The 26108-nt window shown below is 58.3% G+C and carries 8 protein-coding genes and 1 pseudogene; all 9 read right to left on the reverse strand.

All coding sequences use genetic code 11. The features are described 5' to 3' along the window. Window positions 1-2: 2 nt before the first annotated feature. The 9 genes and pseudogenes from IFT59_RS12735 to IFT59_RS12775 all read right to left on the reverse strand — a co-directional run bounded on the left by IFT59_RS12735 (window position 3) and on the right by IFT59_RS12775 (window position 25780). The gene (locus IFT59_RS12735; RefSeq protein ID WP_192087012.1) at window positions 3-2774 is read right to left on the reverse strand and encodes a DEAD/DEAH box helicase; all 2772 of its coding nucleotides are present in this window, start codon (window positions 2772-2774) and stop codon (window positions 3-5) included. A 1-nt stretch (window position 2775) separates the two neighbouring features. After that, window positions 2776-7953: a DEAD/DEAH box helicase gene (locus IFT59_RS12740; protein WP_192087013.1), complete on the reverse strand. Its 5178-nt coding sequence runs from the start codon at window positions 7951-7953 to the stop codon at window positions 2776-2778. 326 nt (window positions 7954-8279) lie between these two features. Beyond that, window positions 8280-10934, reverse strand: a complete 2655-nt coding sequence (locus IFT59_RS12745) for a DEAD/DEAH box helicase (RefSeq protein WP_249407536.1) — start codon at window positions 10932-10934, stop codon at window positions 8280-8282. Beyond that, on the reverse strand, window positions 10931-18448 hold the full coding sequence (locus IFT59_RS12750) for a sacsin N-terminal ATP-binding-like domain-containing protein (protein ID WP_192087014.1): 7518 nt from the start codon (window positions 18446-18448) through the stop codon (window positions 10931-10933). The genes IFT59_RS12745 and IFT59_RS12750 overlap by 4 nt, the downstream gene beginning before the upstream one ends. Beyond that, window positions 18441-18878 (reverse strand): hypothetical protein, encoded by a 438-nt coding sequence (locus tag IFT59_RS12755; RefSeq protein ID WP_192087015.1) that lies wholly within the window; start codon window positions 18876-18878, stop codon window positions 18441-18443. Before IFT59_RS12755 ends, IFT59_RS12750 begins: the two co-directional genes overlap by 8 nt. A gap of 378 nt (window positions 18879-19256) precedes the next feature. After that, window positions 19257-19453 (reverse strand): annotated as a pseudogene (locus IFT59_RS12760) (metallophosphoesterase family protein); the annotation flags it as partial. Window positions 19454-19649: 196 nt separating this feature from the next. Next, window positions 19650-22769: a helicase-related protein gene (locus tag IFT59_RS12765; RefSeq protein ID WP_192087016.1), complete on the reverse strand. Its 3120-nt coding sequence runs from the start codon at window positions 22767-22769 to the stop codon at window positions 19650-19652. Further along, window positions 22759-24612, reverse strand: a complete 1854-nt coding sequence (locus IFT59_RS12770; RefSeq protein ID WP_192087017.1) for a phospholipase D family protein — start codon at window positions 24610-24612, stop codon at window positions 22759-22761. Before IFT59_RS12770 ends, IFT59_RS12765 begins: the two co-directional genes overlap by 11 nt. Beyond that, entirely contained in the window at window positions 24605-25780 is a 1176-nt protein-coding gene (locus tag IFT59_RS12775; RefSeq protein WP_192087018.1) for a DUF6361 family protein, read from the reverse strand. The genes IFT59_RS12770 and IFT59_RS12775 overlap by 8 nt, the downstream gene beginning before the upstream one ends. Window positions 25781-26108 lie beyond the last annotated feature (328 nt).

The raw sequence follows: 26108 nt of genomic DNA on the forward strand, positions 1-26108 counted from the left end.
GACTACACCTCACCCGGAACAAGCACGAAGAGGCCAATGACATCAGGGGGAATGATGGGCTCGACACTGACACGAGACGCCGAACCAGCGGCGGCGCGCAAACGCGAATGGTCTTCAACCAGCTCTGCGGCGCGCTTTCGCACAAATTCAGCAATCGGACCAGACAGCAGATCTGGGAGTGCCACCCGTGCCGCGTTGATCATACGATCACGGGCAACTGGTGCCAAGTCCGCAGTCGCAGGAGAGGCGAGCAGCTCGCGCGCCTTGGTGCCGGAAGTGATGACGGTGTTACTGTCGAGTGCAACGAGTGCTGCTTCTTCCGCCAGCAGCAAGCGTTCGCGCCTTGCATGAACCGTTAGCTTGTAGCGAATGCGCAAGAGGACAACGCGCGTCATCTGGGAGACAGCGGCACTCGGCCAAGCGCCCACGCGACCGATACCCAAGTCCGGCAACGCTTCACTATCAAGCGAGGCCTCGAGAAGGCATTCCGCCAACGAAGAGGTCAGCGGGTGCGTTCGGGTCAGGACGGATGTCCCTGACGGAGCCGGCTCCTGCATTGCGAGTTTGAGGGATCCCTTAAGGCCCCGTTGTTCCAGCTTTTCTTTCAGACTAGGCTGAAGAGCATGCACATGTGCTAGCTGCAGTGACTTCTTCTTTTCAAGCGGAACCCCGAACCGCGACATGGCTCGTTCGACAAATTCAAGCGTTTCTTCGGGCGATCCGAGCAGAGATTTGACCTTCTCCCATTCCGGGGCGACTTCACTCGGCTTCATGGCATTCTGCGCAAATCGAGCACGCGACCGCTTTTCGTTTTCGCTTGCATCGCGCCAACGGGTTTCCATCACTTGGACGCCGTTGGTTAGTTGCAGGTCGAGGGTGAGCTGCTGATGGACTCCACCGCCGCGGCGAAGCATCACCGCGGCCATCAGCGCATCGGTCACCGGCCCACGCTCATCAGGGAGAGGAACAGTCACACCAGTCGCCTTGCGAATTTCCTCCGCCTTACGAAGGATCACGTCAAGCACAGCGCCATCGATCCCGCTATCGGGTGAAAACATCATGATCGACCGCACGATCTCGGCAGGCTGGCCGAAGCGATCCACGCGCCCTTCACGTTGTTGATGGCGTGTTGGATTCCAGGAAAGATCGTAATGGATCACCGTGTCGAACAATTGCTGAAGGTTGACACCCTCTGATAGGCAATCGGTTGCAACTAGGATCCGTTGGTCAGCGGTGTCAGCATTTCCGGTTGCCATTTCGGCAATGCGGTCGCGGCGTTCGTCGGGTGTTAGCTCTCCCGTCACCGCCTGGACGTTCTGCTTGGGAAAGGCTTTGCGAAGCCCTTCCTTCACATGTTCCGCTGTCGCGAGGTAGCGGCAGAACACGACGGGGTTCGCGCCCTCTTTGATCAAAGGTTTGAGGGCCTTGATAAGGGCGTTCAGCTTTGGATCATCCGCTAAAAGTAGCGCGCTGGCCTTGTCAAGCAGCCCTTGGAGCGCGGGATCGTTGGAGAAGACAGTATTTGGCTCGATATCGACAGCGTCTTCGTCGTCACCATCCTCGTCAAAGATCTGCGGTTCCAGACGGTCATCTTCGTTGGACGCCCGGTTTCGCAGCGCGCTCATGGCCGCAGCGGACGAAGATCCAACACAGCGCATCAACGCGAGCGTGCCCCAGAAGGCGAGGCGACGATCTCTTTGCGTATCACCCGCCCGAGCGACAACCGAGAAGCAATAGTCGAGTACTGCCTCATGGAATGCTCGATGTTGGTCGCTCAAACGATACGAGTATTCAGTGGTCTCGTGCTTGGGAAAGGCACGATTTTCGTCCCATGCCCCTTCTACGAGGTCGACGCGTCTGCGTTGGACGTAATGTCTGGAAAGCCGCTCTCGATATTTGGCATCATCGAAGTTCACGGTACCGAACTCCCTGTCGATCAATGACAGCAACCGTGCGAACGCTTCTTCATCCCCTGAATGCGGCGTTGCGGTCAGCAGTACCATTCGCCGCTCGGGATCGCGCGAAAGCCCTTGCAGCAAGTCGAAGCGCTGCTGCCTCAATTTATGCGTGCCGACGCAGGCATGCGCTTCATCAACAATCACGAAATCCGGGCATGCCCTGGCAAAACCATCACGACGCTTTTCAGCCTTGATGTAGTCGAGACTGACCACTGTGAAGGGGTAGGCATCGAACAGTGTCTGCGCCAAAGGCAGATTTCGCTCAAGACGGGCAGCCGTTCCGGAAGTGACGGAAACAGCATCGATCCCGAATCTATCCTTCAGCTCGATGATCCACTGATCAACGAGATGAGGTGGGCATAACACCGAAAAGGCGTCAACCTCACCACGATCCATCAGTTCGCGTAGAATCAGGCCGGCTTCAATCGTCTTGCCGATGCCGACGTCGTCGGCAATCAGGAGGCGCGGCACCTGAAGACGCAAAGCCATCAACAAGGGGACAAGTTGGTAGCTGCGCGGCTCGAATGCGAGCTGCGCGGCCGACCGGAATGGACCTGCGCCGCGACGAAGGGTTAGCCGGAGCGCATCCGCAAGCAGCGCCGCCTTCGACTGGACTGTTGGGCGAGCATCGTCTGGCAAGTCAAAGCGAGCAGCTTCGACAGGTGTTAGTTCGAGATCCGGTGCGAGAACGACGATGTCGTTTTCGTTACCTGAGAGAGGGCGTAGAGCAAGAAGCCCCTCCCCGGGCGGCGGCAACGCTACCCATTCACGGCCGCGCGCTTTGACTAGGTCTCCAGGAGTAAAATTCAAACTCATATCAACCTTCAAAATTCTTGATGAAACCGTCCGGCAGCCCGGAGGACGGGGATTCTGGCAATTTGCATACAACCCAGCCCTTGCTCACAGCATCCGCTTCAACTTCCTCTGTAAGTTCTTTGGTCGTCGCAGCAACCGCGAACGCACGCCACACAAACTCTAACTCAATGCCTCCAAATCGCGCGGGCATCGTATCGATTTGAGGAAGACCGGCTGCCCCGAACCCCTCAGGCCATGGTGAGACATCTGCGCCGGCTGCTGCCTTTACTGCTTGGGAAATCTTCCCCCGGCTGAGATCGATCATGAACTGCGCCACTTCCGGGCTCGCACGATTGATCAGCTCGTGGTCCGGTTGATTGAAGTAGGATAGAAGACAGCGGTAGCAGCCACGTACACAACTCCCATTCTCTTTCTCCTGCAGCAGACCTGCATCACCTGCGGCAATCGCGGCATCCACATTCTCGAAATGCATCAGCTTCAGTGCGGTCCTCGCGACCTCATTGATTGCTTTTCCGTCGTCCATCAAGCGCGTAAGCACACCGGCACCGCCCTCGGTCGCCTCGTATGTGAGAATTGTTCGACGGTTGTCTCTTGCGGGTAGCGGCTCGCTCAGGATTTCGCCCTCCTCAAGCTGGAAGACCACCTCGATCCCACGCAGCAAGGCATGTTGGATAGTGGCGATCGTTTCCGGCTCGTATTGTTCGGGCTTTTCAAAGCGGAACAGCAAGGCATTCTTTCTGTCACGAACGATTGGAACTATTCTGACTGGTTTCACCACGTCCGGCGGCACATCGGTGTCGCTATCCTCGTCCTCCGATTTCGCCCAGTAACCAGACCTAGGATCAATATGGAAGCCAAAAACGGTCTGGTCCCTTCTACGCTTCAAGCCCTTGTTCAAGCGGCTGATTTCGGCGCTATTAGCGTATTGAAGGGCCAGCAAGGAGGTTTCCTCGCATACGAACTCGGCGTCAGTGACCTGGACCTGACCGTCCTTCCTCGGCCAAGAGAACACAGTCTGGATATCAAAACCTTGCCGAACTCGTTCTTCATCGTTCGCCGTGATCCGCTCAGTCGGAGCCGCTTCTACATTGTCAATGCGAAGCGTCTTCTTGATAGGTACCTCTCCTGCCATGTGGTTGTTGCACCCGTGGCAGCGCTCCACTTCACCTTCGTGGGACGCGCCACAGTTCGAGCAAATGTAGATGTCCTTTGTCGCCAATTCCGATCCATCGCCTTGGCGAACCTCTGGCGGCAGCTTAGCCTTCACAACCCGGTAGGCGCGGCCTTCATGGTAAATCAGACTTCTCGGTCCAAATTCGGAAATTGCAAGGAAACGGGCCCTCGACAAGAAAGACCCAGTCTTCCCGTCTCCGGGAACAAACGCGTATAGCGGCAGGCGTGGGAAATTGTATCCAGGCAAAAAGCCTTCCGTCGCCAGATACCGATACGAATAGAAATCGGATCCATTCGAGGCTTTGCCTTGTTCGAGGATAGCGATTTGATCCTGAGCCTGCATTTGCGCAGCCTTGATCTTGCGTCGGTCCGCTCCCGATAGGCCGGTCATTTCAGAGCGCTTGTTCGCCTCGGCCAACTGCGTTCTTGCGGAGCTATAGAGCTCACGCCAACGGTCAAATGCCCGATCAAGCTCCCGCGGTGCGTTCATGGCTGTGTGAAGGACGAACTCGTGCGGATCTTCCATCCAGATTGGGGTGCTACCACCATCGGAAGCCAGAATCTGTTTCAGAACACGCGCCATCGGGCCTAGTGTACGCGAAACAAGTGCGGGCTTTGCAATTACCGCCAGAACCTCCTCCTTCAGCGGGAACTTATTACCGTGAAGGTCGAGAATCTCCGGAATATCCGGGGAAATCGCCAGTTTTGATTCTGCCAGCCACACCGCATGAAGGTGTGACCGAACTAGCTCTTCATTCGTGATGTCAAGCGCCGGGGGCCGAACAACCCCAGCAACCATATCATTGCGCCGTTCGAAGAAGTATTGGTCATGCGGAGAGCCCGAAGCGCAGTATGTCACGACGACCGCGGCCTGGCCAGAACGTCCAGCCCGTCCAGCCCTTTGTGCGTAGTTCGCCGGCGTGGGCGGCACGTTACGCAAGTACACGGCGCTCAAGGCCGAGATGTCAACGCCGAGTTCCATTGTGGGTGAGCAGAATAGCGCTGGCAAGAAACGGTCAGACTCGCCGGTTGCCCGAATTTCCGTGCGGTGCTCCGATGTCGCCAGATGTTCAATATCATCCTGTTCGAACCGGAACCGCCACTCACGCCATTCGCGCTGTTTCTGTGAAACCTGCGCAGTATGTTCGCGCCCCTCCAGGCCCCAGTAGGGACTACGCCCGTCGCCCAGGTCGTTCGCGATCGTGCTATAAAGGTCATGGAAGTATCGGTTGCCACGCTGGGTTTCATCAGAAACAGCCGGCCCCGGAATGAGCCGGACGGCGGATGGCGACAGGCGCCAGCCTGACACGTCACTATCAAGCTCGACGGGTACAAGCAGTCCTTCATCGCTCAAAAATGTAAGCATCCCCTCCATAAACTCGTAATACTCATCCTTGTTCAGTTTCGTGCCGAGGACGGATTTCCGGTTCACAAGCCTCGCGACTCTGGAATTGGGACCAGCCCGCAGAAGAGTTTGCTCTTCACGCAGCGTGACGACATTCCTGCTGCCCGCGCGCAGGACCAGCGAAGAGCGTGCTCTCGGATTTTCCTTCTGGTCGATTGCCCAAGGCGCACGTAGCAGCATCCGAGATTTCTGTGCCACACCATCAAGAAGCGTCAGATCCAAGGCCTCCGTCTGAACGGCCAGGCCTTCGAGCATCGCGGACAAAATCGCTTTGAGAATTGCCTGCCGCTGACCATTATCCAGATCACCTAGCGCGGGATGGATCGCCATGAAGCGTTCGCGATCTTGCGCGAGCTCCTCGAGACCGAGGAAATTCACATCGATTAGGTTAAGAACAGACAGGCTGGGGTTGGTGAAACGCCAACCACGGCGTAGGTCTGTCCAGACACGATGAGCGAGCACCTTTGCAAGCGAACGCTGTGCGTCTTCCCGAATTATAGCGCCAGCAGTCGCGTCCAGCAGCCAATGCTGCCGCGCCTCCTTGTTGGCAGCGGTGAAGCCTAGTGCCTTCACCACCTGAATGCCGAACTCGTCTTCTCCGAGACCTCCGGAACCGGCAAAGATTACCGCACGAAGGATGGCGCCGCGCAACAGGCTTACGAACAGGAAGTCGTTGAAATGGCCCGACTGCAGTGCCGCATCCTGACGATTGTCTGTGAAGCCCAACAGTTTGCGCTTCGTCTCCGTCACGGCGCTGCCCGGTCTGTTCATCCACTCCAGGGCACTGGCCACGAGCAGCGTTGTTGCAGAGCTACGCCCTTCACCAGAGAGACCGGCAAGCTTGCTGCGTTCACGCATACCTTGCGTGGGCTCGTCGTGACAGCAAACGCAGAAGGCGAACTTCCCGGGAATGAACCAGAAGTCATTCCCGCCTGCCCCATGACGGCCATCAGCACCAACAACGTAGGATACCGGCACACGCTTTTTGCGATAGCCTCTTAGCCGTTCGATGCCCTTCTTTTCTTCCCGCCAGCTTTCAGGATACCCCTCAAGCTCGCCAGTGAATTGAAACTCAGTATCATCAGGATTCACTGGACAGAGATAGCCCGCGACTTCGTCTTCCTCTGTGTCGAGCGGTGTGTCGTCGATGCTTCGGGGCAAGAAGCGCAGCTTCCCATCATCGTCGACCTTCGTCACGACATGGTACTCTTGGCCGCAGCTTCGGCAAAACCGGGTGGGATACAGGCGATTGCCTGGTGCTTCGGGATCCTCAAGCTGACCTTCAAAAAGAACCCGCCGGGGTCTGGCTGCGAGCGTCGTAAAAATCTCTCCTGCGCCGGAGATGAAACGGTGGAGCTTGAAGGCGAGAAACGCACCATCCTTTACGCCGCCACGCTCATTTTCAGGCAGACTTACTCGGGTCAGGAACTTCTCGAGATAGTCGCGGCAAGTTTCTGCATCGACCGCACTGGCCAGCGACAGCCTTTCGACGGCCTTTTCAAATGGGACCGGTTTCTTTCTGCGGAGTTCGAGACCATCGTCTAATCCGAGTTCCAGCTCCGTCCACACCGAGAGCGGATGGCGCCTCAGAGTTTCGTCATCCAAATTTTCCGGGAGAGGCCGCCTTAGGACCGCGCTCAAGGCGCCAACGACGTGCTCGGCCTTCAAGGCGTCATCAGTGGCACGCTGCAAAGACTCGTCGACGACCGCGTCTGGACCAATGTCGGCACCAAAAAGTCGCGACGCGACCTTTGCGACTGCAAGTGCGCGGCTCTCGTCCGATCCCTCGGAGGCCATGGTTGCCGAGGTGCCGATGCAGATCGGTTCTTTGTCCGGAGAGCACCTATCACGCAACCGCCGAACGAGGATGGCGACATCGGCCCCCTGACGCCCGCGATAAGTATGCAGTTCATCGAGAACGATGAACTCGAGGCCAGCGGCGTTCGCGATGACCTGCGAGTCGAGTTCATCCTGACGCGTGAGCAGCAATTCAGCCATCATAAAGTTCGTCAAGAGAATGTCCGGTGGGTCCGCAGCGATTCGCTCGCGTTCTTCACGACTCTCCTGTCCTGTATATCGCTTCACCACGGGCCTGAGGTCGGCGGGCAGGCCAGAGCCGGAAATGAATTTGTCAATTTCTTTCATCTGGCTGTTCGCCAGGGCGTTCATCGGATAGACGATAATTGCGGCGGTTCGCCGAACCTTGTTCTTCCGACGTGCCCTGATGATGGCATCAACGATCGGTACAAAGAAACACAAGGATTTCCCCGAACCAGTACCAGTTGTGACGACATAGCTCTTGCCCTGCTTCGCCTTCGCAATTGCTTCAGCTTGATGTCGATGGAAGCGTAGGGGTATGTTGCCAAAGCGGAAAACCTTTCCTGTACCCTCGTCGAGGTCCCCTGTTGCAACAAGTTCATCGGCTGTCGGCCCGGCCATGAACTTCGGGTTGAGTGACAACAGGGCGTCAGGCCAGAACTTCCCCGCATCATACTGGGCGTCGATCTCTGATTTTAGGTCAGGTGCCCGGATCGCACTGAACGAACGCGAAAAGTGCTCATAAGCGCCTATCAATTGGTGATCAAATTCGAACGCTTTCATCGGGATACCTAACTATCTGAACGACAGGAATTATCTCACGATAGACAGCAGGTTGTGAAAACACAATCGGCTAACCGATAGTCGCAGGCCGGCCATGTCATTCTGCTTCAATCGAATAATGAGGCATCATGCTTATCGCTGCACGCGTGTAATGTTTCCAATGGATGCACAGAGCGGAAATGATTTCCGTAAAGGTGCCAGAAGCTGTCAGTCCGGCTCCGAAGATACCGGTCGACAAAGCTGACATCCAGTATCGGTCTGGATCTACTTCGGCCGGCCATAACCGATAGCGATCAGCACGACGTTCGCTATTGCCTTGTGAGGTGCTAGCCTGCCGCGCACGGAAGGAAGAGCATTTCCGGCCACGACATTGGCCGCCGGAGCGTTGACGCATGGGAGGAAATGTCAACATCAAATGCCCGTTTGAGGCGTGCGATCACTGTTTCAGCAGCCTCAGCCATCGGCCCAGCCCCAGGAGGACTTTTGACCGTGAGCGCGTTCATCGCTTGCAACAGCTCCCAATCTCGCAAGACTTCGATCTTCCCGTCCGTCTCCGTAACCCCGAAAATCAACCTATGAACGAGCGAGCCAGTCCCGGTAACTTCGTCCTCAACAGCTAGGATCAGCACCGGGTTGCCGAGGCCCTCAACGGAAACGGCTCGCGCTGAGATGTCCTGCGCATCATCGAGCGCAATGTCGAACAGAGGATGGCCTATCCCCAGAACCCGAGAGGCGGCATTGGCACCACGGAGGCTCCGGTCGAAAACCAGTCCCTCGTACTTGTCCCGGAGCGCATAGCTGCGTGCTTTCCAATCATCCGGCGTCCTGATCTCCAGCCCATCATCCCGCCGGAAAATCCGGCGCCCATGCCTGCCAACAGTTTGAGTGAAGAATCGCTCCAGGTCAGGAAGGTCAACCTTCGGCAGGTCTTTTCCGACTTGTTGAAAATCAAATCTCGACACGGAGCCCAGCATCTCGCGCACGGTTTCAACCACGTCGCGCCCGCCGAGCGTGGATGTGGCGCGATCAAACCAGGCTCCCAATCGATCACCGTAGAACCCTTCGCTCCCAGAGAACAGCTCGTTGAAGAGCGAGTTGCCGGCCATGCCTATAACCAACTGCGAAATATCCTCTCGTTCCTCCATCACCGAGGAGAGAGCAGCCTGAATGCGCTCCAGCTTCGCATTGAGCAAATCCCAGATTCGCGCCTCGACAGTCTGGGGGTTTCGCAAAATATAGACCGAGACGGGTCGCGTTTGGCCATAGCGCGATAGTCGCCCGACCCTCTGGTGGAGTCGCATCGGGTTCCAAGGCATATCGGCATGGACCAGCACAGCGCAGCGCTCTTGAAGGTCGATTCCTTCGCCGCCAGCCTCAGTGGACACAAGAAATCGCACTTTTCCCGCATTGAAGGCATCCGCAGCGTGCTCGCGAGGCTGGCTGATCGTCTTTGCCGAGCCCGAAACCTGCTCAAGATTATCCAACCGTTCATCCCCGTTGATGAACGTAGCCGAACCAAACCTGAACCGGCGATGCAGCGCATTGATGATAAGGGCCTGGGTTGCTTTGTATTCCGTGAAGAGCAAGATCGGTTCGTCGGGGCCAAACTCCTCCCAGATCATCTGAAGCAGGCGCTCTATCTTGGTCTCTCGGACTATGGCGTCGGCGAGAGCGATCAGCTCGTCGAGACGCTGTATTTCGTCCTCCATTAGCAAGACGGCAGCAGAACCTGGCAGCGCCTCTTCGGCTTCAGCCAATTCGTCAAACGTCGCCTGCTCGTGATCAGGAAGCGGGACGGATTCATTTGAACGGCCAACGAGGTTCGCAAGCATTGTTCGACGTTTACGGAGCGCATTGCGGATTGCCGCGATCGAACTGGCAGCCAGCTTCTGTAGTGTGATCAGCACGAGCATCCGTGCTGTCTGCGCACGCCCGTCAAGGGTCGCGGCGTAGGCCCGGCCGTCGATGACAAACTCGCTTAACGTCCGATAGAACTGCGTTTCATCGTCGCTATACTGGTATTCCCGGCTGAAGACGTTAACAGGCTTGAAGAGTTTTTGTCCCTGGAGATCGGTGACAGTCGCCTTGTTGTTTCGGATCATGACTTTGGAAAGCTGGGAGAGCTGTTCTAGCGGGTCACGCTCCGGGTCGAAGAGATCCGGCCGCACGAGGTGCATCAGGCTGAAGAAGCTGTAGTCCTTTCCACGGTGCGGAGTCCCGGTGAAAAACAGCAGGGAGTTGATCTTGCCGCGCTCTTGAAGGTCGGAGACAAGGCTATATGCCAACGTCGCGCCGGTGCGTTCATCCACGCCGAGGTGGTGGGCCTCATCGACAATGACCAAATCCCAGGGATCGGCGTTAAGGAGCCTTTGCCGTGCGCCGCGACGGTCGTCTCTCAGCGTATGGAAGGATGCGGCCACCATCGAAGCGGTCGCCCAGAAATCGCCGCGCGCCGTGTCCGCCTCCGTGACATAGCGTTGGAGCCGAATGTCGAACATATCCTTGAGACGGAATTGCCACTGCGGGACAAGCTTCGCCGGCGCTAGGATCAGTACCCGGCGCACGCGTCCGGATGCGATCAACGGCATGAGGACAAGGCCACATTCGATTGTCTTGCCCAGTCCCACGTCGTCAGCGACAAGCCAGCGAAAGGGCCATCCTTGGGTCACTTTGCGGCAAACCCATAGCTGGTGAGGAAGCAACTGCACACGCGAGCGTGAAAACACACCCCACTGGTCATTGACGGATCGGATGGCAAGCGCCTGCGCACGGATTACCGCATCAATGGGTTCGGCGTTCGAACCGACGCGGAGAGCCGAGTAGAGAGACGGTATCTCGACAATCTCACTTTTGAGAACTTGCTCAACATTCCCGCCGAAACGAACGACGGCGGTGGCTCCCATATCCACCACGACGCGCCCATTGCCATGACGAGGATGGGAGACAGGAACACCAGCGGCCAATGGTTGGGCTTCTGTCATTCGTCACTGTCCCCCATCTCGCCTTCACCCCCCAATTCATGTTCGTCATCCAGGAAGTCCGGCGGAGCGCTCCCGACCTCGGCAAAGCATTCTTCTAAAGTATCTCGATGCTTACGCCGCGTAATCAACTGAAGCGGGAGATCGAAATCCCCCTCAAATCGACGGTCGTCTCCCAGATGTTTCGTTACAAAATCATAGATCGTCCGACTTACTTCCTTGTCCGCCCGCTCACCGACATCAGCGCCTAACTCATTCAACAGGACGCGGACGCGCTGGGACGGAGCCCAAGCATAGGGAAGCATCAGGTGCTCATCGCGCGGCTTATAAGTGCCGTGCCGCAGCAGTTCACGGATCATCCAGTTCATGCCGACACCGAGAGAACGGTTTATTGGGGCGGCGTCGATGGAAAGGCTCATTGCCGGCGGCCAGTAGCTCGGCTGCAAAGCGCCATTGAGAGAGATGACGCCATGCTCCTCGATAATTCTCGGTAGCTTGACCGTAACCTCGCGATACTCATCCAGCCAACGTGCAACGGAATACAGATCGACGAATGTGCGTCGCCACGTCAGATATTGCTGATCGAAATGGTCGGGCGCGCTCCATCGTTCGAGCCGTTCAAGCCATGACTGCACCTCATCGGGAGGCCGTGACTCGGAAAGTTCTTGCCACCAACCTTCTCTGATGCCCGTCTCGATAAAGCTTCTATGCTGCCCATCCTGCGTGCGACCAAACGACTGGAAACAGGCCAAGGCGAACATCGTGAACCATGCAGTCCGGTCCTGCGCCTCTCGAAGCTGCGATGGTAAGAAGGACTCCGGGTAGACTCTCTCCGCGTATATGGCACGCAGGCCGGAACCCTCAGCGCGCCACCAGTCATGGATCGCCCTCAGAACCGTTGCAGGCTCAGGCGGTGATAGTATGGGTGAGGCTAGCGAAGTATCGGCGAGACTGAAGAGGTTATAACCACCAAGCTCAAGGAGTAGTCGCTTCTTATCTTCCTCCACCCATGCTTCGAGCAAAGCGCTCGTAAGAAGACTTTCCAACGGTCGAGGAATCCAGCTTGGCAAATCGCCACGCATTTCGGCGGCCAGTGTCCGTCCTTGGCTGCCGTCGACTATGTATCGAAGCACAGCGCGGTGGCTTTCTATGCAGTTGGCGTCCTTCGCCCATTTCAGAAGAAGAGACACTTGTGGACCGTAGCCAGATTGCGCGCGTGCCGTTTTGAAGAATTCGAGCGCAGCTTTTTGATAGCCATGATCCAATAGTGCACTTGCCGGCGCGAAGCCGCAGCGCAGCTTTTCATCATCGCTGCCGGCATCTTCGGAACTGAGGTCTCGGACGGAACGCCACGAACCATCTTGAGCACGGAAATATGCTTTTCCCGCGGCACCCAGAATTTGTTGGCGCTCCTGATTTAGCGGCTCATGTTCGACTGCTTCCGGGGTCAATACTTGGCCGAGCCGCATTGCTAGATCGACGTTAACACGCCTTTCTGATCCCATCTCGATATCCATCACATCCGATAGACGGATGGGATGGATGTTCCCAAATCCGAGTTTTTTCAGTTGCCCGGCTACATCGGATGCAATGGTCCGACCACGCAATTCCGTCATAGCCGACCAGTCCCGCACCTTGGCGAGCAAGGTGGAGTCTGACAATGCGCCATCGACGAAACTGGTCGCGTCCGACGCCTTCACCAACGAAGCGAATGGGGCTGGCAGACGTGTCGGGACGACCTGGCGCTGACCTATGAGGTGGCCGTACCCACGACCATCGGCGTGCAGGTGTCGGGCCAGATCGTCATCGAAGTCCGGCGCGAGGACATCGAACAGGTGAGACCAAAAGGTGCTCCACGCCAAGGTTCTGGAGGCGTCGGAGGCATCCAGATCGAGGCTTTCCGAGAATCCGCGCCAGTCTACATCCGCGAGATCGTGCAATTTCAGGAGGCGGTCTCCCAATACCCGACCGAGTGTTCGGAATTTCTCCGTCTGGTCAGCCATTGAGCCGGCCAGTCCCGTGCGTCCTGGATCGACATCGAAAGGACCGTTGAGCAGCCAGCCAGAGCGGGACGGCACCTCGAGCGGGGCCAGATTCCAGAGTCGGTTCAGATCGTCGGGAAATCTATCCGGTCCGGCGGCGCCGATATGCAGCAAAAGAGCAAACCCGGACGACAGATCGAAGCGCAGGGCTCGCTCGCGGCGCCAGCCTGACATGGAAACGACGATGACCTGGCTCTCGCCGAGGAGCGGCAAAGACGAGCAATCAACGCTCACGGGAACGTCGTCCTCTATTTCGACGCGGCGGATGGTGCGCGCGAAAGCAGGCAGAAAAGTCACGGCGGATTTGAACGCCGCCATCGCTTTGGCGCCTTTGTCAGCCGTCTCCACTGAAAAGGGAACCTCGATAACGGTCGCCTTTCGGCCGTCGGAGGCCTTTCGTCCCTCTGCTATGTCGATGCCTTCCGGCCAAGGCATCGGCAAAAAGCCACCGGCCGTGCGCAAGGCGATGAACCCGCTGGCGATGCCGACACCATTCGACAGCACATGCACGCTCTTGAAGCCCAAGCCAAACTTGCCGGTGAGATCGTCTCCGGGGCGTTTCTCGGAGAAGTTCATCAGCAGCATATTGAGCAGGTCTCGGTCGTAACCGACGCGACGCCCCTCCTCTGCGTCATGCCCCATGTGATTGATCGGGCGACCCCAATGGACGACACGAAATCCACCTGGGTTGCCCGGCAGGGGCTCTATACGGAAACGGGCGTCCCACACAGGTTCACCATGCTGCCGATAGGCATCGTCGGCGTTCTGGAAAAGCTCGAACAGAACCCGGCTGGAGGAATATCCGAAATCTCGAATTTTAGCGCGAACAGCAGACAGAAGCTCGGTTGCCAGCGTGCTGTCGGATACCTTTCGCCATAGCTCCGCTTTCAGCTCTTCCATCTTCTGCGCCGACGCGGAGAGGTGATGGAAGTGGGTTTCCTCAGCTTGATATTCGCGCAGCACCTTCTGCGTTCGGTACTCGGTCGGAAGCTTCAACTCGGCAAGAATCGTGGGGAGCCGGTCTCGAAGCAGGCGTTCGGTTTCCTCTATTGTCGATTGATCGACCTCAACCGCCCTGTCCAACATCTTCCGTAGCGCGTCACGCTGTTGTTCCATACCGAGCCACAGGCAGTCCGCCGCGACTGTCTCGACAAACCGCCGGAAGATGCCGCTGGCCTCTTTTTGACCGTATCTGCTCGGATCGACTTGCCTGACTGGCAGCGTGATCAATGACCGCACTCTGCCATCATCAGCCCGGATGCCTTCGTGGCTCTTGTGCAGATTCCCGATGATGATTCCCTTACCAGGATCACCCAACGGCGCGTCGAACACATCCCCCGACAGAGCGACCGCTTGCACATGCTTGCCCGCGACCGGCTCGATCAGGAAACGGCGTTGATCGACCTCAGCCGCCAACGGATTCGGATAGAGGATTTCTCTGTGAAAGTGATTGTCGAGGTCGGCCCAGAGGGTGTCCACATCGGCAGTCGCGTCGATCGTCCATTCGTTGGCAAGGCGCCAGAAAGGCTCGCTGCGGCCGATCAGGCCGAGATACACGATTATTAGGTCGGACGGTACACGTCCCTGCCATGTGGTGAGGAACGACCGATGCTGGTCTGCCCACTTGGATTCCAATGCAGCCAGATCGACATCCCTGATCTCCCCCCGGCGATGATCGGTTTTAGATAAGTCGTGAACTTTATATCCGGCGCCATGCCTCTCGGCAGGTGATGCTTCAGGTTTTCCAAGCGCGGATGCGTAGTCTCGCGCCAACACATAATACGGATCGAGCCCGTCACCGCCGTGGACGACCTCCCGGCCACTGCGCCAATCTCCGGCCTCGGTAGGAACCAGCGTCTCACCGAACACCCGACGGCGAGAATCTTCCGGCCAGCGGGAGACGACGTTGAATCCGTAGCGATAGACTCTGCGTGCCGCCTCGCTTTTCCGCCCGTTTTCCTCCGCCAGCATCGCCAGACGGTTGAGGTGGCTTCCTGCCAAATTTGCGTCGGAGGGGTGAACCTCCGTGAATGCCGCGACAACCTTTCTGGAGTCATCGCAATCAGTTTCTGAGATCAGAACTGCCGCCAGCAGAGGCCAGCCCGACAAGCCAATATCACCGCTGTCTTTCGCCAACGTCGCAAAATCGTCTATCGGAAACTCATCCGCCGTTCCGAGGCGTCCGATGATGTCCGCATCCTCGACCATCAGCGCCAGCGCTTCAAATGACGAGCGCCTGTCGGGCAGAACCCATTTCCCAAGATGTTCGAACCCGTGATGATCGCGCACGTCGATGGCTAGCTTTGCAGCGGGCAAGAACGGGGGTGCCTCTTCGTTCTTCAAAAGAAGCGATCGCGCGGCTTCATCGACCGCTGGCGGAAGAGCGAGCACATCCTGCGGCGCGACAGGCTGCCCGTCCGCCAGAAGCCACAGTTTGGTGCGAAGCGCATCTAGTAGGCGATCATCGGGGGGAGATTCTAGCTTGGCGAGTGCGTCGAGTATTTCGCCTCGAAAGCGGTGTGGATCGTCGCGATCAAGCGCGACCTCAATCTGGCTTAATGGGGACCATGCCCCAATAAGCTGCCCCTGCCGTTCCCTCGCCTTCCGGCTTTGGCATGGCTGGGCGATGGAGACGACCGCCCGCAACGCTTCAGGAACAGGCCATTCTTTCGTCTCACGAAAGATGCCGTTTCCATCTCCAACGGTACCGTCCCGCTTTTCGTGAATAGGCAACCGGATCAGCAGATCATCGGGCAGGCCAGCCTCAAGGACCGCCTCTCGCTCTGAAACATCAGGGCTCAGTTCCGCGATGGCGGCGATGTTCTTCTCGAATAAGGTTTCCAGATTGGCCGCGTCAAGCACCTCTATACGAAGGTGGTTTCGTTGCGTCCTGGATAGTCCATCAGCAATGCCGGTCGGGACAAGAAATTCGTGCTGGCTCCGGGCAACAAGAGCCGTGGTAATGCGTTCAATTCGTTTTTGATTCGGGTCGAGTGTCCAAAGCTTCGATACGGAGTATCCCGCTTCGTGGATACCAGCGCAGAGGCGCCGGGCAGCCGCTGGATCATCCCTATTATCGAGTCCGATCTCATCGAGTAGCCGCTGGCGAGCGCCTATCTGCCCAAAGCTCATAGCTTTGTTAATGAGCAAGAAAGCAGACTCCTTGCCCGCCGACTGAAGCTCGAGCTTTGCCTCATCTCGAAGGAGAGGCATCGCGCCGCTATCCACGATCAGCGGGGATACCTCTGGCAATGCCTCCACGAGTGAAGGCAGCCATGCATTCGCCTGAGGCGAGTTTAGGAACAAGAGTCCGGCCCTCGAGTGTTCAACAAGCGCTTGGAGCGACAGCACAATCGGGCCACGGATACGGACATCCCGCACACGCATAACCTTGATGGACGCGAAATCGGGATCACGCGCCAGTTCGGAGATATTCCGCTGGGCCTGAGCGAGCAGCGCCAACGCGGCCGTAGCCGCTTGATCCGCCTGATCGCCTTCAATCAGCGGTTCGAGTGCGGTGAGCAACATCTTGAGGTCACCATCGGATAGTCGGGGAGGACGTCGGCCATCGTCGAGCCATTCGCCGCGAACTGGTAGGATAATCGCCGGGACAGATGCCAGCGCACGCAGGACTTGCCGGTTATCGACAGATGCCGGAAGCGGGAACAACGTGCTATGCGGAACGTAGGCAAGAGCCGATTTAACCAGTTCGGACGGAGCAAGCGCCTGAGTTTCCGCCATTGCCGCGCGCAAGGCCGTGATTATGTGCGGCCCGATCACGGAATGCTCGGCATCGCTGAGCGTCGGCATGTCGAGGAAATCGACAAGAAGTCGCGAGAGATCGCGCGATTGAAACACACGCGTCGAAATCCCGGAGAAGATTACGTCGAGGTCTGCTTCAGTCCAGCGTGTTGGTCGTGCGCTTAACGCGGAACCGACATCGACGATGAGATGCGCAGCGCTCGACTCGGCCCAAGCGCGAAGGGTTCCGAACAATTCCCCAATCCGTTGAGGGGCGCCCGCCACCGAAGTCGGCAGCGGACGCAATGTTTCTCCCGCCGGAACGACACGCCAAACGATGGCTGGCCCTTCAAGCACACGCACCAACGCATGTTCTCGGCAAATGGCGTCGCGGTTGCGCCGAAACCAGTCATGACGTGCGAGCGCCGAAACAACCTGAGTGAGTTCCGATGATGTTACCATCGCCTCGCCAAGCGCGTCTCTCAGCACAGTTGGCAGGAGTGGGAGAACCACAGAGTCACGAAGTTCGGCATTCCACGCGCGGCGCAACGCCATAGCATCGGTAGGAGCGCCTGTTTCGACGGCAGCATTAAGCCCTTCGATTTGGCGACGGCCGCTGTCGAGGAAGAAATAGCCATGTAGCAAGAAACGGAACTCGCCGAGCGCGCTGTCGTCGAGCGGGATGACGATGCTGGATTCATCGGAGATCGGTAGAAACACGGCCCAAGAAATGCGTATTTGCGCAGGCGCAATGCGTGCAACACCCGCTGTGTGGGGGATGCGCAAGAGCGTCGCCGCCCCATGCGGCTCTCCCTTCTCCGGGACGGGATGTGAGCTGAGAACTGTTATCGTTTGCGGCCAATGCGGCGTGCGTTTCAGCTCCGCCAGACGACCACCAAGAGCCATCGCTTCACGCCCGACAAATGACGCTGTCGATTTTTCAGGCGCAGCTTCGATCTTGCCGCCCAAGGCGTAAACACCATCGCCCAAACCGTTCGGTCCGACGAAACGGCCCTGCGCAAAATTGAGTTCTAACCTACTGCGAGGTTCACCGTTTGCTAGAATCTCAATCGATGTCAGGTAGCGCGTCGTCGTCAGGACAGCGCGCAAATCGTCAGGTCGGATGAGTTCCCCGATCGTCTCTATTGCCGTTGGCATATTGCTGGAAAAGCCAACCCCTGGGGCTGGCTGGATACCATCCCGGCGCAGCGGCAGCCAAAGAACGAGGTAGCGATCCGGGAAATCTGAGACGACCTTCCCTTCCAAAAGCCCGATATCAGCAGAGTCGAGAGGCTCCCACTGCCGGCTGATATTGCCTGCAACATCCACCTCCAGGAATGGGTTGACGACCGTGTTGAAGGTGTCGCCGTCTTCCCTTCGGGCGCAGACGATAAACGCGTCGCAGAGGTGAAACACGGCCTTCTGGCCGAAACCGAATTTGCCGATCGCCGCACTGTCGGCGGCTTTGCTGCTCTCGCCAAACGACGTGATTCCGCCCTCGTCTTGGCTGCGGAAGAAGCCATCATTCACGATCAGAAGACCCGGCCCGTGCAGCAATGGATTCACCGAGCTTGGCCAGCCAGGCAGCACGTCCAGTCTGAATCGTCTGGCTTCTGCGTCGTCGGCGTTTTGAAGTAACTCCTTGAGGATCGGATACCCGGAATCGTACCGATCTTGCAGATTGCTCTTGATCTGATTGACAATCGAGATCGGGGAGATACGAAAATCAGGCATTGGTGCAGCACACTTTTCGCGTTCCGCCTGCGCTCGCATTGATACTCGTTCGCCTGGCTCTCGCCTTCGTCTCGGCACCCGATCTCAAGGCGGCTTGAGTTGCATTGGCGTTGTCTGCGAAGTCTCCACAAGGGATCTCGATCACGCTGCGGCCAGACGCCTTCAGAAGGTCCAGGCGAGCTGCTTCATGAAGATCACCTTGCCTCTGCAGGAACGCCGCGTCGTCGCTATCTTGAGCCAGCTCAGGACCATCGCCTCGCAGGTGCATGATGACGAGCAACATCGCATAGGCAGATCCCATGAACCGCATTAGATCGGTTGCCGAAAATAATTGTCTACCGCCAAAATTCCGCATAGGCCCCCGAAAAGTATCCAGCGCAACCCGAAGCAGAATCGCCATATCGATTGCAGCTTCGCCAACGTTCGTCATGGATGTCAATGGGCTTGGGCGCGGTGAACTGAACAAACGCCTTGTTTCACCTGAATTCATTAGCGTGGCCCCCAATCAAGCCAGTTGGATTGCGCGCCAAGCGGGCATGAGACGTTCATCGATGTGAGACCGCTCGTCTAACCGATCATGCGTCATGCCAGGGGGCATGGCGCAACTGCACAAGGGTCACCTTGTGTCGACGATTGATTGCTGACCGGAAAGTAGATCCGTCATTTGGGTGGCGCACTCATCTCAGGTCGCAATCCAACAGTTTTAAGCGGACAACCGAAGTAGACTAGACAAGGCTGCCGGACGCTTTGTCGCCGCAGCAATTGAACCTGAGGTCCGAAAGCGGAAATTACTGCCGCTCGCTCGTCCGCCGGCCTGATGCAGCCGTTCCATCTGCGTGGCGAGGAAGCGCGCGGTCTTCATCGAGGTCTGGTCGCCGTCGTAGAGGTCGCCGGCGATCACGAGTGCATCCACCTGCTCGCAAGGCAGAGATCGACGATGGCTATGAACGCTTGCCTGCTCGCATCACCGACGATCTCGGCCAACTCCGGATTGCACATCGCCAGGGATCGCTAGGGCGAATCCAACTGCATTTCTGCGGTGGGGACGAAACGGAATGCCATGGAATTTCCGGTGGCCGTCATAGATGGTGCTGAGGCGTATACCTTTCAGGCAGACAGCTAAGCTTTCGGGCCAATGCCTAATGGGTGAAGATTGGCGTCATCTTCGAACGCCACAGAGGGGACGAGCGTGTTCGGCTTCTCATGGACGCAACCTGATCTGCAGCTCATCGAACTCGCTGACATCGAAGCCATCGCCGACCAGCCGGACGAGGTGTGCTAGGAGATCATCTTGCCGTGGCTGCCCAAACGCCAGCCTATAGACAGTAAGGCTTCGTTTCAGCCATTGAAGCCGCTTCTCCTCTCGACTCAATGGTATCAGGGGTACGCGCCGCTCGACCTTCGTCGAGCCTTCGAAGATCCAGTAGGGGATCAGTTCGTCGCGGCTCTTGGTAGCGCGGCGTGCCGCGGCAAACATCGCCGCCCAAGGGTCGGTAGGTGGCTTGCGGCCTTGGCGAACCGCGTCGGCGTGCGCCTCGGCGACGTTGAGACGAACGGCATGGCCCTTGAAGCGCTGGACGCGCCCTTCGCGCTGCTCAAGATCGACAGGGTTGCCGGGCAAGTTCCAGTGGTAGACTCGATGGCAATAAGGGTGGAAGTCCAAGCCCTCTTGGCCGATCGAAGTCGTGGCAAGGACGAACGGTCTGAAAGGCGAGTTGAAGGCTTCCCGAACCGTCGACAGCCTAACAGCACCGCCTTCCTCGTCCGTGAGTTCTGCCAAGCGCATCGCGAACCGACCGCGCATCTTGATAGGCTTTTTGAAGACAAGGCGGCCGTTCTCGGCCCTGACGTCGTCGACCTCGATCTGGGATGGGCGAATGGACAGTGCGCTGACCATGGCCTTGGCCACGCCGCTTGCGCGTTCAGTCGGCGACTTGGTCACCAACCCCTCTCCTTCGACGAGATAATGGGCGTACTCGTCGAGTACAGCCTGGAGATTGTGAGCTGTGCAATGCGCCAGGACGCTGCGCCAATAATGCTCATCGCTCTCGTGTCGCAGCAGCGCCACGGTCTCGTGCTGGTTGAACAGGGTTCGGAAGCCCCAAGCGACATGGGCCGCTGCTTCCAGGAGCTGGGGCGCATCCCAGGCAAGTTCGGGCGCGATACGTTTGAGGGCGCGAACCGCACACACTGCAGGGCTTCCCAACGCGATATCGATGATAAGTTCCAATGCAGCGTCGCTACCGTCTTCATTGATGCCTTGTGCGGCGCTCAGCTCGTTGACGTGATCTCGGAATCCGGCCTCAATGCCCGTCGTGGCGAAGGCTCCGCTCCTCACCCATTCCGGAGCCCCATTGCCGGCCGCGGCGTCCAGCAACACCGCCATGGACCATTCCCAATCTCGCGCGCTCGAGGTTTTGCCATCCTTGGCCTTGGGAAGCTTAACAAGACGTTCGGCAAGCTTTTGGCGCAGTGCGGTCCGCATCTCCTCAGTAGTGGGCCGTTGGGCAGCAGCCGCGAAGACCGACAATGGGTCGCCGAGTTCGGCCAGGAGAGGGGAAGGATAGATAAGGTTGAGCGTGCGCAACGCGGCTGGCCGGTCGTTGGTGTCGAGCCGAAACTGCAAAGGCCGGCGTTTCGCTGCGTCGGAATAGGCCAGCTTTGAATCTGCAGCGCCCATGCGACGTTCGGCTTCGTACGAGATGAGGGCTGCGAGCGCATCCGGGACCATCTGCCAGGCGGAGAAGACCAACGCCTTGGTCAGAGGCCGCGCTTTTGCTGCTTCCCCATAGTAGGCGAGCGATGGGGAGATCCAGAGGTGCTGATCAAGCTTAGCATCAAAGAGGTCCGACATCAGGGCTCTGAGCCGGGCGTTCCCCGGCTCGACCGGCTTGTAGGCCTCGATGTCGTCCATCCGCAGCGCCAGTGCCTCCGCCTCGGCGACCGCAGCGACCAGGACTGGGTCCGGCTTGGCAACCGCTTCCTTGAGCAGCTTCTTCAGCTTGTAGTCGCGCATGAAGTTCAGCAGGTAGGGCGCGGACTTCCAGTACTCGATGATCTCGGGCGCCCCAGCGCATCGCGCTACCTGTGCCGCCACCATCGCTTGACGAAGGTCCTCCGCGACTATCTTCGCTTCCATTGGTGGCTCGCTCAGCATCGAGTCTCTCTCGATGGTGCTGTCGACCCTTTCGGTGCGGCTCATTACCTTCTTGAGGCGAGCTTCGATGTCCTTGCGCGCCTTCTTGGCCTGCTTGGTCGCCGCAGGCAGATCTTGAAGGAAGCGTCGGAACCGACGCATCTCGAGGTCGAGTTCATCAGCGACCGCGGAAGCGCGATCACGACCGTGCAGGAAGCCAATCGTCTTGAGGAAATCCTCGTAGTGGTTGCCGTCATCGGGCGAATCCTCGGAAAGCGTCAGCATTTTGTAAGGGGTGGCCGAGAGCAGGAGAGTGCGGGCACCCGTCTCTTGATCCCCGTACTCGAACAGGGCGCGAGCCAGCTCGGCAGCATCATCGTCGCCCGAGAGCAACTCGCGGAAGCGCTGGAATTCGTCGAGGATGATCAGGTCAGGCTGCAACGCCATCACGCATGCATGCGAGAGCGCCTTTCGCAATTTGGCGACCAGTGATGTGCGCGAGAAATTGGATGGCTTTGGGTACTTCTTCCGGTAAGTTCCGAAGAGTTCGCACACCTCGCCCAATTCAGCCATGAGCACCTTGTTCTTTGAGACGGTCGACTGGAAGCGACGAACGATCGTCTTTTCGATGCCGTCCAGGTTCATCTGGCTGACCTGCCAGTTCCAGTTCTTCCGTTTGGCGCCCACCTGGAAGGCGTTCTTGAGCGAGGCCACAGGTGCCAACGGCTCAAGCAACCGCAGCAGAAGTGCGCGCTCTTCCATCACGCCGTTCGACGAGTGCAGGTTGAAGGTCGTGCCGGGCGTGAGGCTGATGAAGTTCACGCCGTTCGGATTGATCGTGTTCTTCTCACGCATCCGCAGCGGCATCAAAGTGATACGAGTGGGAAGGGCCATTGCTTCCTTCCCCATTACGTTGAGCCGGTTGAGGTTCTGTGCTGCGATCGATTGATTGGAGCAAATGTAGACGATGTCGATGCGCTTTGCTGTGGGCCAGAGCATCTCGATGGTCTTGGCGACTATACCACGAGCGACCATTGTCTTGCCAAGGCCGACCTCGTCGGCGACGAGGAACTGGCGCATTTGGTCCGGTCCATGCAGGCGGTCGAACACGTAGTCAACGGTTTTGCGTTGGAATCGCTTGAGCTGGGCCAGCGAGGTCGAGGCATCGAAGGGTTCACCGCGCATCCTGAGTCTCCAAAACCGTGCGGAACACCTGCCAGAGTTCCTTGAAATGCGGTGGGAGACGGTCGTCGGTGCCGTCCTTCGCGCCAACCTCCATGCGGGCCACGAGCCGATCGACGGCACCCAAACGCCCGTCACCAGCACAGAGAGCACGCATGAGATCCTCGAGGATTGGTTCATCGTCGGCGCCCGGACCCCAATCACCCACGCCCTTGCCTTTCGTCTTGTTAGGCGGCAGCAGGGGATGATCGATGAAGGACGCCAGGAGCAGCCTGAGATAGGCCATGAACTTCTGCCGGCTGTCGATGACCCAGTTGAGGATCGCAAGATCGCGCTCTTCCGGCATTCCCTCGACGTCGAGGCCCGTGCTGAAGATCTCGCTGCGACCCGTTGCGAGATCCGTGATCTCCACCGCGATGAAGCGGGTGAGGTCGACAAGCGGGAGCAAACCAAGATCGATGGGAGAGCCGCTCCGGATCCCGTCAAGCAGTTCCTTGGCGTGACCTTCCCCGAGAGTGATCGGCCAGGCGCGGATCCGACCGAGCTCCTTGAGCTGCAAACCGGCGCTTGGGATCAGCCAAAGCCGCCAGTGCTTGGTGTCGTCCTGCAGCGCTTCGCAGCGAAGCGACAGCGCACCGCGTGCCAGAGCTCTTCGGGCATCAAGAAGTCGCTGCTCGGCAGCGATCTCTTCGGCAGCAGTCGCTTCGACCTCGTAAGGCTCGAACGCCCTCAGCAATCGACCGAAGCCTTGGTCACCCAAGATATCATCAATCGAACCCAGTTTGGACTTCTGCCCCTTAAGGCTTGCGAAGACCTCCACGTTCCGAGTCGACTGACCTCGCTTGTTGAGAAGCGCGGTCCTAGTGGCATTGCCCGACCCCAAGGTGAGAGTCGTGCTCCTTCCTTCTTCCTGGATGAAGACCTTGGCATGAAGGCCTTGCTGCTCATTGGGCAACGGCTCCTCGCCATCGTCGCCCTCGGCCATTTCGTCGAGGACCAGAACCTGGTCGAACTTGCCCAACGTGGCTTCAGGGATACAGGCGAGTTGGTCGGGCCTGCTGATCAGTTTCTTGGCTGCCCGAGGTGCTAGGGCAGCCAGATGATCCAGGGCCTCTGCGTCTATGAACGGGGACATCACCGCGATGCTCCTGCTCTTGGCTGGCTTCCAGCCACCAGCCCCGATGCCATTGACGTGTAAATCAAGTTCGTCGCAGCCCGTGGGCATGTCCCAGTCGACGTATCTGAGCTCGTCCGCCATAGCCAACGTCATTTCTCGCCGCGCTTCGTCCATCAATCCGACGGCCATCCCTGGCAATTGCTTGAACAGATCGTGCAGCGGCCGGTTGCCGGCGAAAGGCCTCGAAACGACCCTACCATCCAGCGACAGCGCAGCATCCCAGGATCTATCGCGTGTCAGATTGCGCGACAGGATCAGCAACCGCATCTTGATTGAATCGTCAGAGCCGATCGGCTTAAAGCGCAGCGCCCAAAGCTTGGGATGAAAGCTGCCTTCGCCCGGCGCCTTCACCTCGACGACCGTCTTCTCAAGCAGGGAAGCCAAACGCGACCCTTCGCCCCTTTTGGCATGGATCTGCCCGGCATCGGCATAGACGACGAGCTTCTTGACGGTGCGTTCAACGGCTTCGAGCAACGCGACATGGTCACCGAGGACATCGTCTCGGTTCTTCGATGACAAGAAGGCGATGCTGACCGGCACGGCCAAGGCCGTCTCAAAGTCCATCGAGTAGGTCGTGGCCACTCCGCAATCGAATTCGTAGCCCGGGGGAGCCTTGAGGCTATCGCCATAGAGGAGGCGCGTTTCTGGATCCAGCGTCGACTTAGCCACGGGCAAGGTCCTGCAAATGGCGGCTCGCTTGAGACCAGCGGAACTGAAGGCGGTAGGCGCCGGAAGATCCTTTCCAGCGGCTCAGTGCTGCTTGGTTGGTGAAGCGCGACTGCCCCTTCTTGAGGCGCCGCTCTCGCTCCTTCACCAGCGCCTGTCCTCTTGCCTTGTCGCGCTTGAGGCCGCCGCTCGTCTTGAGCAAGTCGGTCCAATCGGTAACGAACCGTCGCGCCGGCTCGAGCACCCGGTGCGCCGGGTGGCGGATATCGTCCCAGAATTCCTCCAACGACCAATGTTTCAAACGAGCAAGATCAAGGTCCTGCAGCCACTTCGCGATCTGCGACTCGTAGTCTTCGACCCAGTCCTCCTTGTCACGCAACTGGCTGAGCTGGAGATTGTACTGAAGGGCTGCACCGTACATGGCCTCCGAGAAGATCGAGGCGTGCTCGACAAGGCGGCGCATGCGGGCGGGGAACTCGGACACGTGTGGATGGGTCCAGATGTTGCCGGCTCGAGCGTTGCCGCCCTTTTGTGCGAGGAACGTGAGCAAGCTGTCGGGGTTGCTACCGTTGAGACGGTCCACGATGAATTCGGCTTCTTCTTCGCTCAGCGCAAAGCTCGCGTTCTCGAAGAGGCCCTTCGGGGGCGAGGGAAGCTGGGGGTGCCATAGAGGTGGCGCGGATCTGTTCGCACCGTAGTCATCCGCGTGATGGTCCCTGCTGGTAACTTTCGGCCAGGAATGCAACGAGGCGGCGTAGGAGTCGATGGATCCCGGAAATAGTCGGATGCCCCAATTCTCCAATCCAGCCCAATAGACGCTTGCAGGCAGCCTCTTCAAGCCGGGGCCGGCATTCACGCCGATGACGCCATTGCTTTCCCTGCCAGCGACAAGGGCATTGCGAAGCTTGAGCTGGTCGGCCCGCATCTGGTCCAGCACTTCCATGGAGTTTCCATGGCGAGGAAGCCGGGAGAAGATCCAAGGCACGAACAGCATGTAGCGGAGCCGGGTTTGGACCGTGCTGGTGCCTGGGAAGAGGTGATCGGCGATGGAATCCCGGATCGCGCCCATCCCCAGTTCGTCCCTTGCCTCCTGCTCGGTGAAGAGTTGCATCAGAGCGTTGGCCCGGTCACGCTCCTTTTCGTCGAAATCGATCCATCCGATTGAAGACAAGAGTATCCCCACACGCGGGGTGCTCACGAAAAAATCAATTGTGCGAAGCGCTTGGTGCGCCCCCTTCACCAGCCATAACACCGTGCCCGAATTAACATACCCGGGCAACTAGGGGTCAGAGGTTATTATCCGGAATTCTCTGTCACCTGAACTCCGATGCAATAATCGGCTGGCCAATGACTACCAACGATAGATAGCAACGGATCCGTGTGGGCCGGATTTTATGGCAGAGTTGCAGGTCAAATGGTCAAGGGCCCCGGCGGAGCAATCCACCAAGTGTCCGCTCTTGGTCACTCGCTGTACCGGACTTCATGGCAGACAGGAAGGC

Origin of the sequence: Rhizobium sp. CFBP 8752 (assembly GCF_014842035.1) — a bacterium.
Classification (GTDB): domain Bacteria; phylum Pseudomonadota; class Alphaproteobacteria; order Rhizobiales; family Rhizobiaceae; genus Neorhizobium; species Neorhizobium soli.

Excerpts from the sequence above, each read along its gene's own strand:
- IFT59_RS12735 (WP_192087012.1), bottom strand. The coding sequence starts at position 2,774 with ATGAGTTTGAATTTTACTCCTGGAGACCTAGTCAAAGCGCGCGGCCGT.
- IFT59_RS12740 (WP_192087013.1), bottom strand. The coding sequence starts at position 7,953 with ATGAAAGCGTTCGAATTTGATCACCAATTGATAGGCGCTTATGAGCAC.
- IFT59_RS12745 (WP_249407536.1), bottom strand. The coding sequence starts at position 10,934 with ATGACAGAAGCCCAACCATTGGCCGCTGGTGTTCCTGTCTCCCATCCT.
- IFT59_RS12750 (WP_192087014.1), bottom strand. The coding sequence starts at position 18,448 with ATGCCTGATTTTCGTATCTCCCCGATCTCGATTGTCAATCAGATCAAG.
- IFT59_RS12755 (WP_192087015.1), bottom strand. The coding sequence starts at position 18,878 with ATGACGAACGTTGGCGAAGCTGCAATCGATATGGCGATTCTGCTTCGG.
- IFT59_RS12765 (WP_192087016.1), bottom strand. The coding sequence starts at position 22,769 with ATGCGCGGTGAACCCTTCGATGCCTCGACCTCGCTGGCCCAGCTCAAG.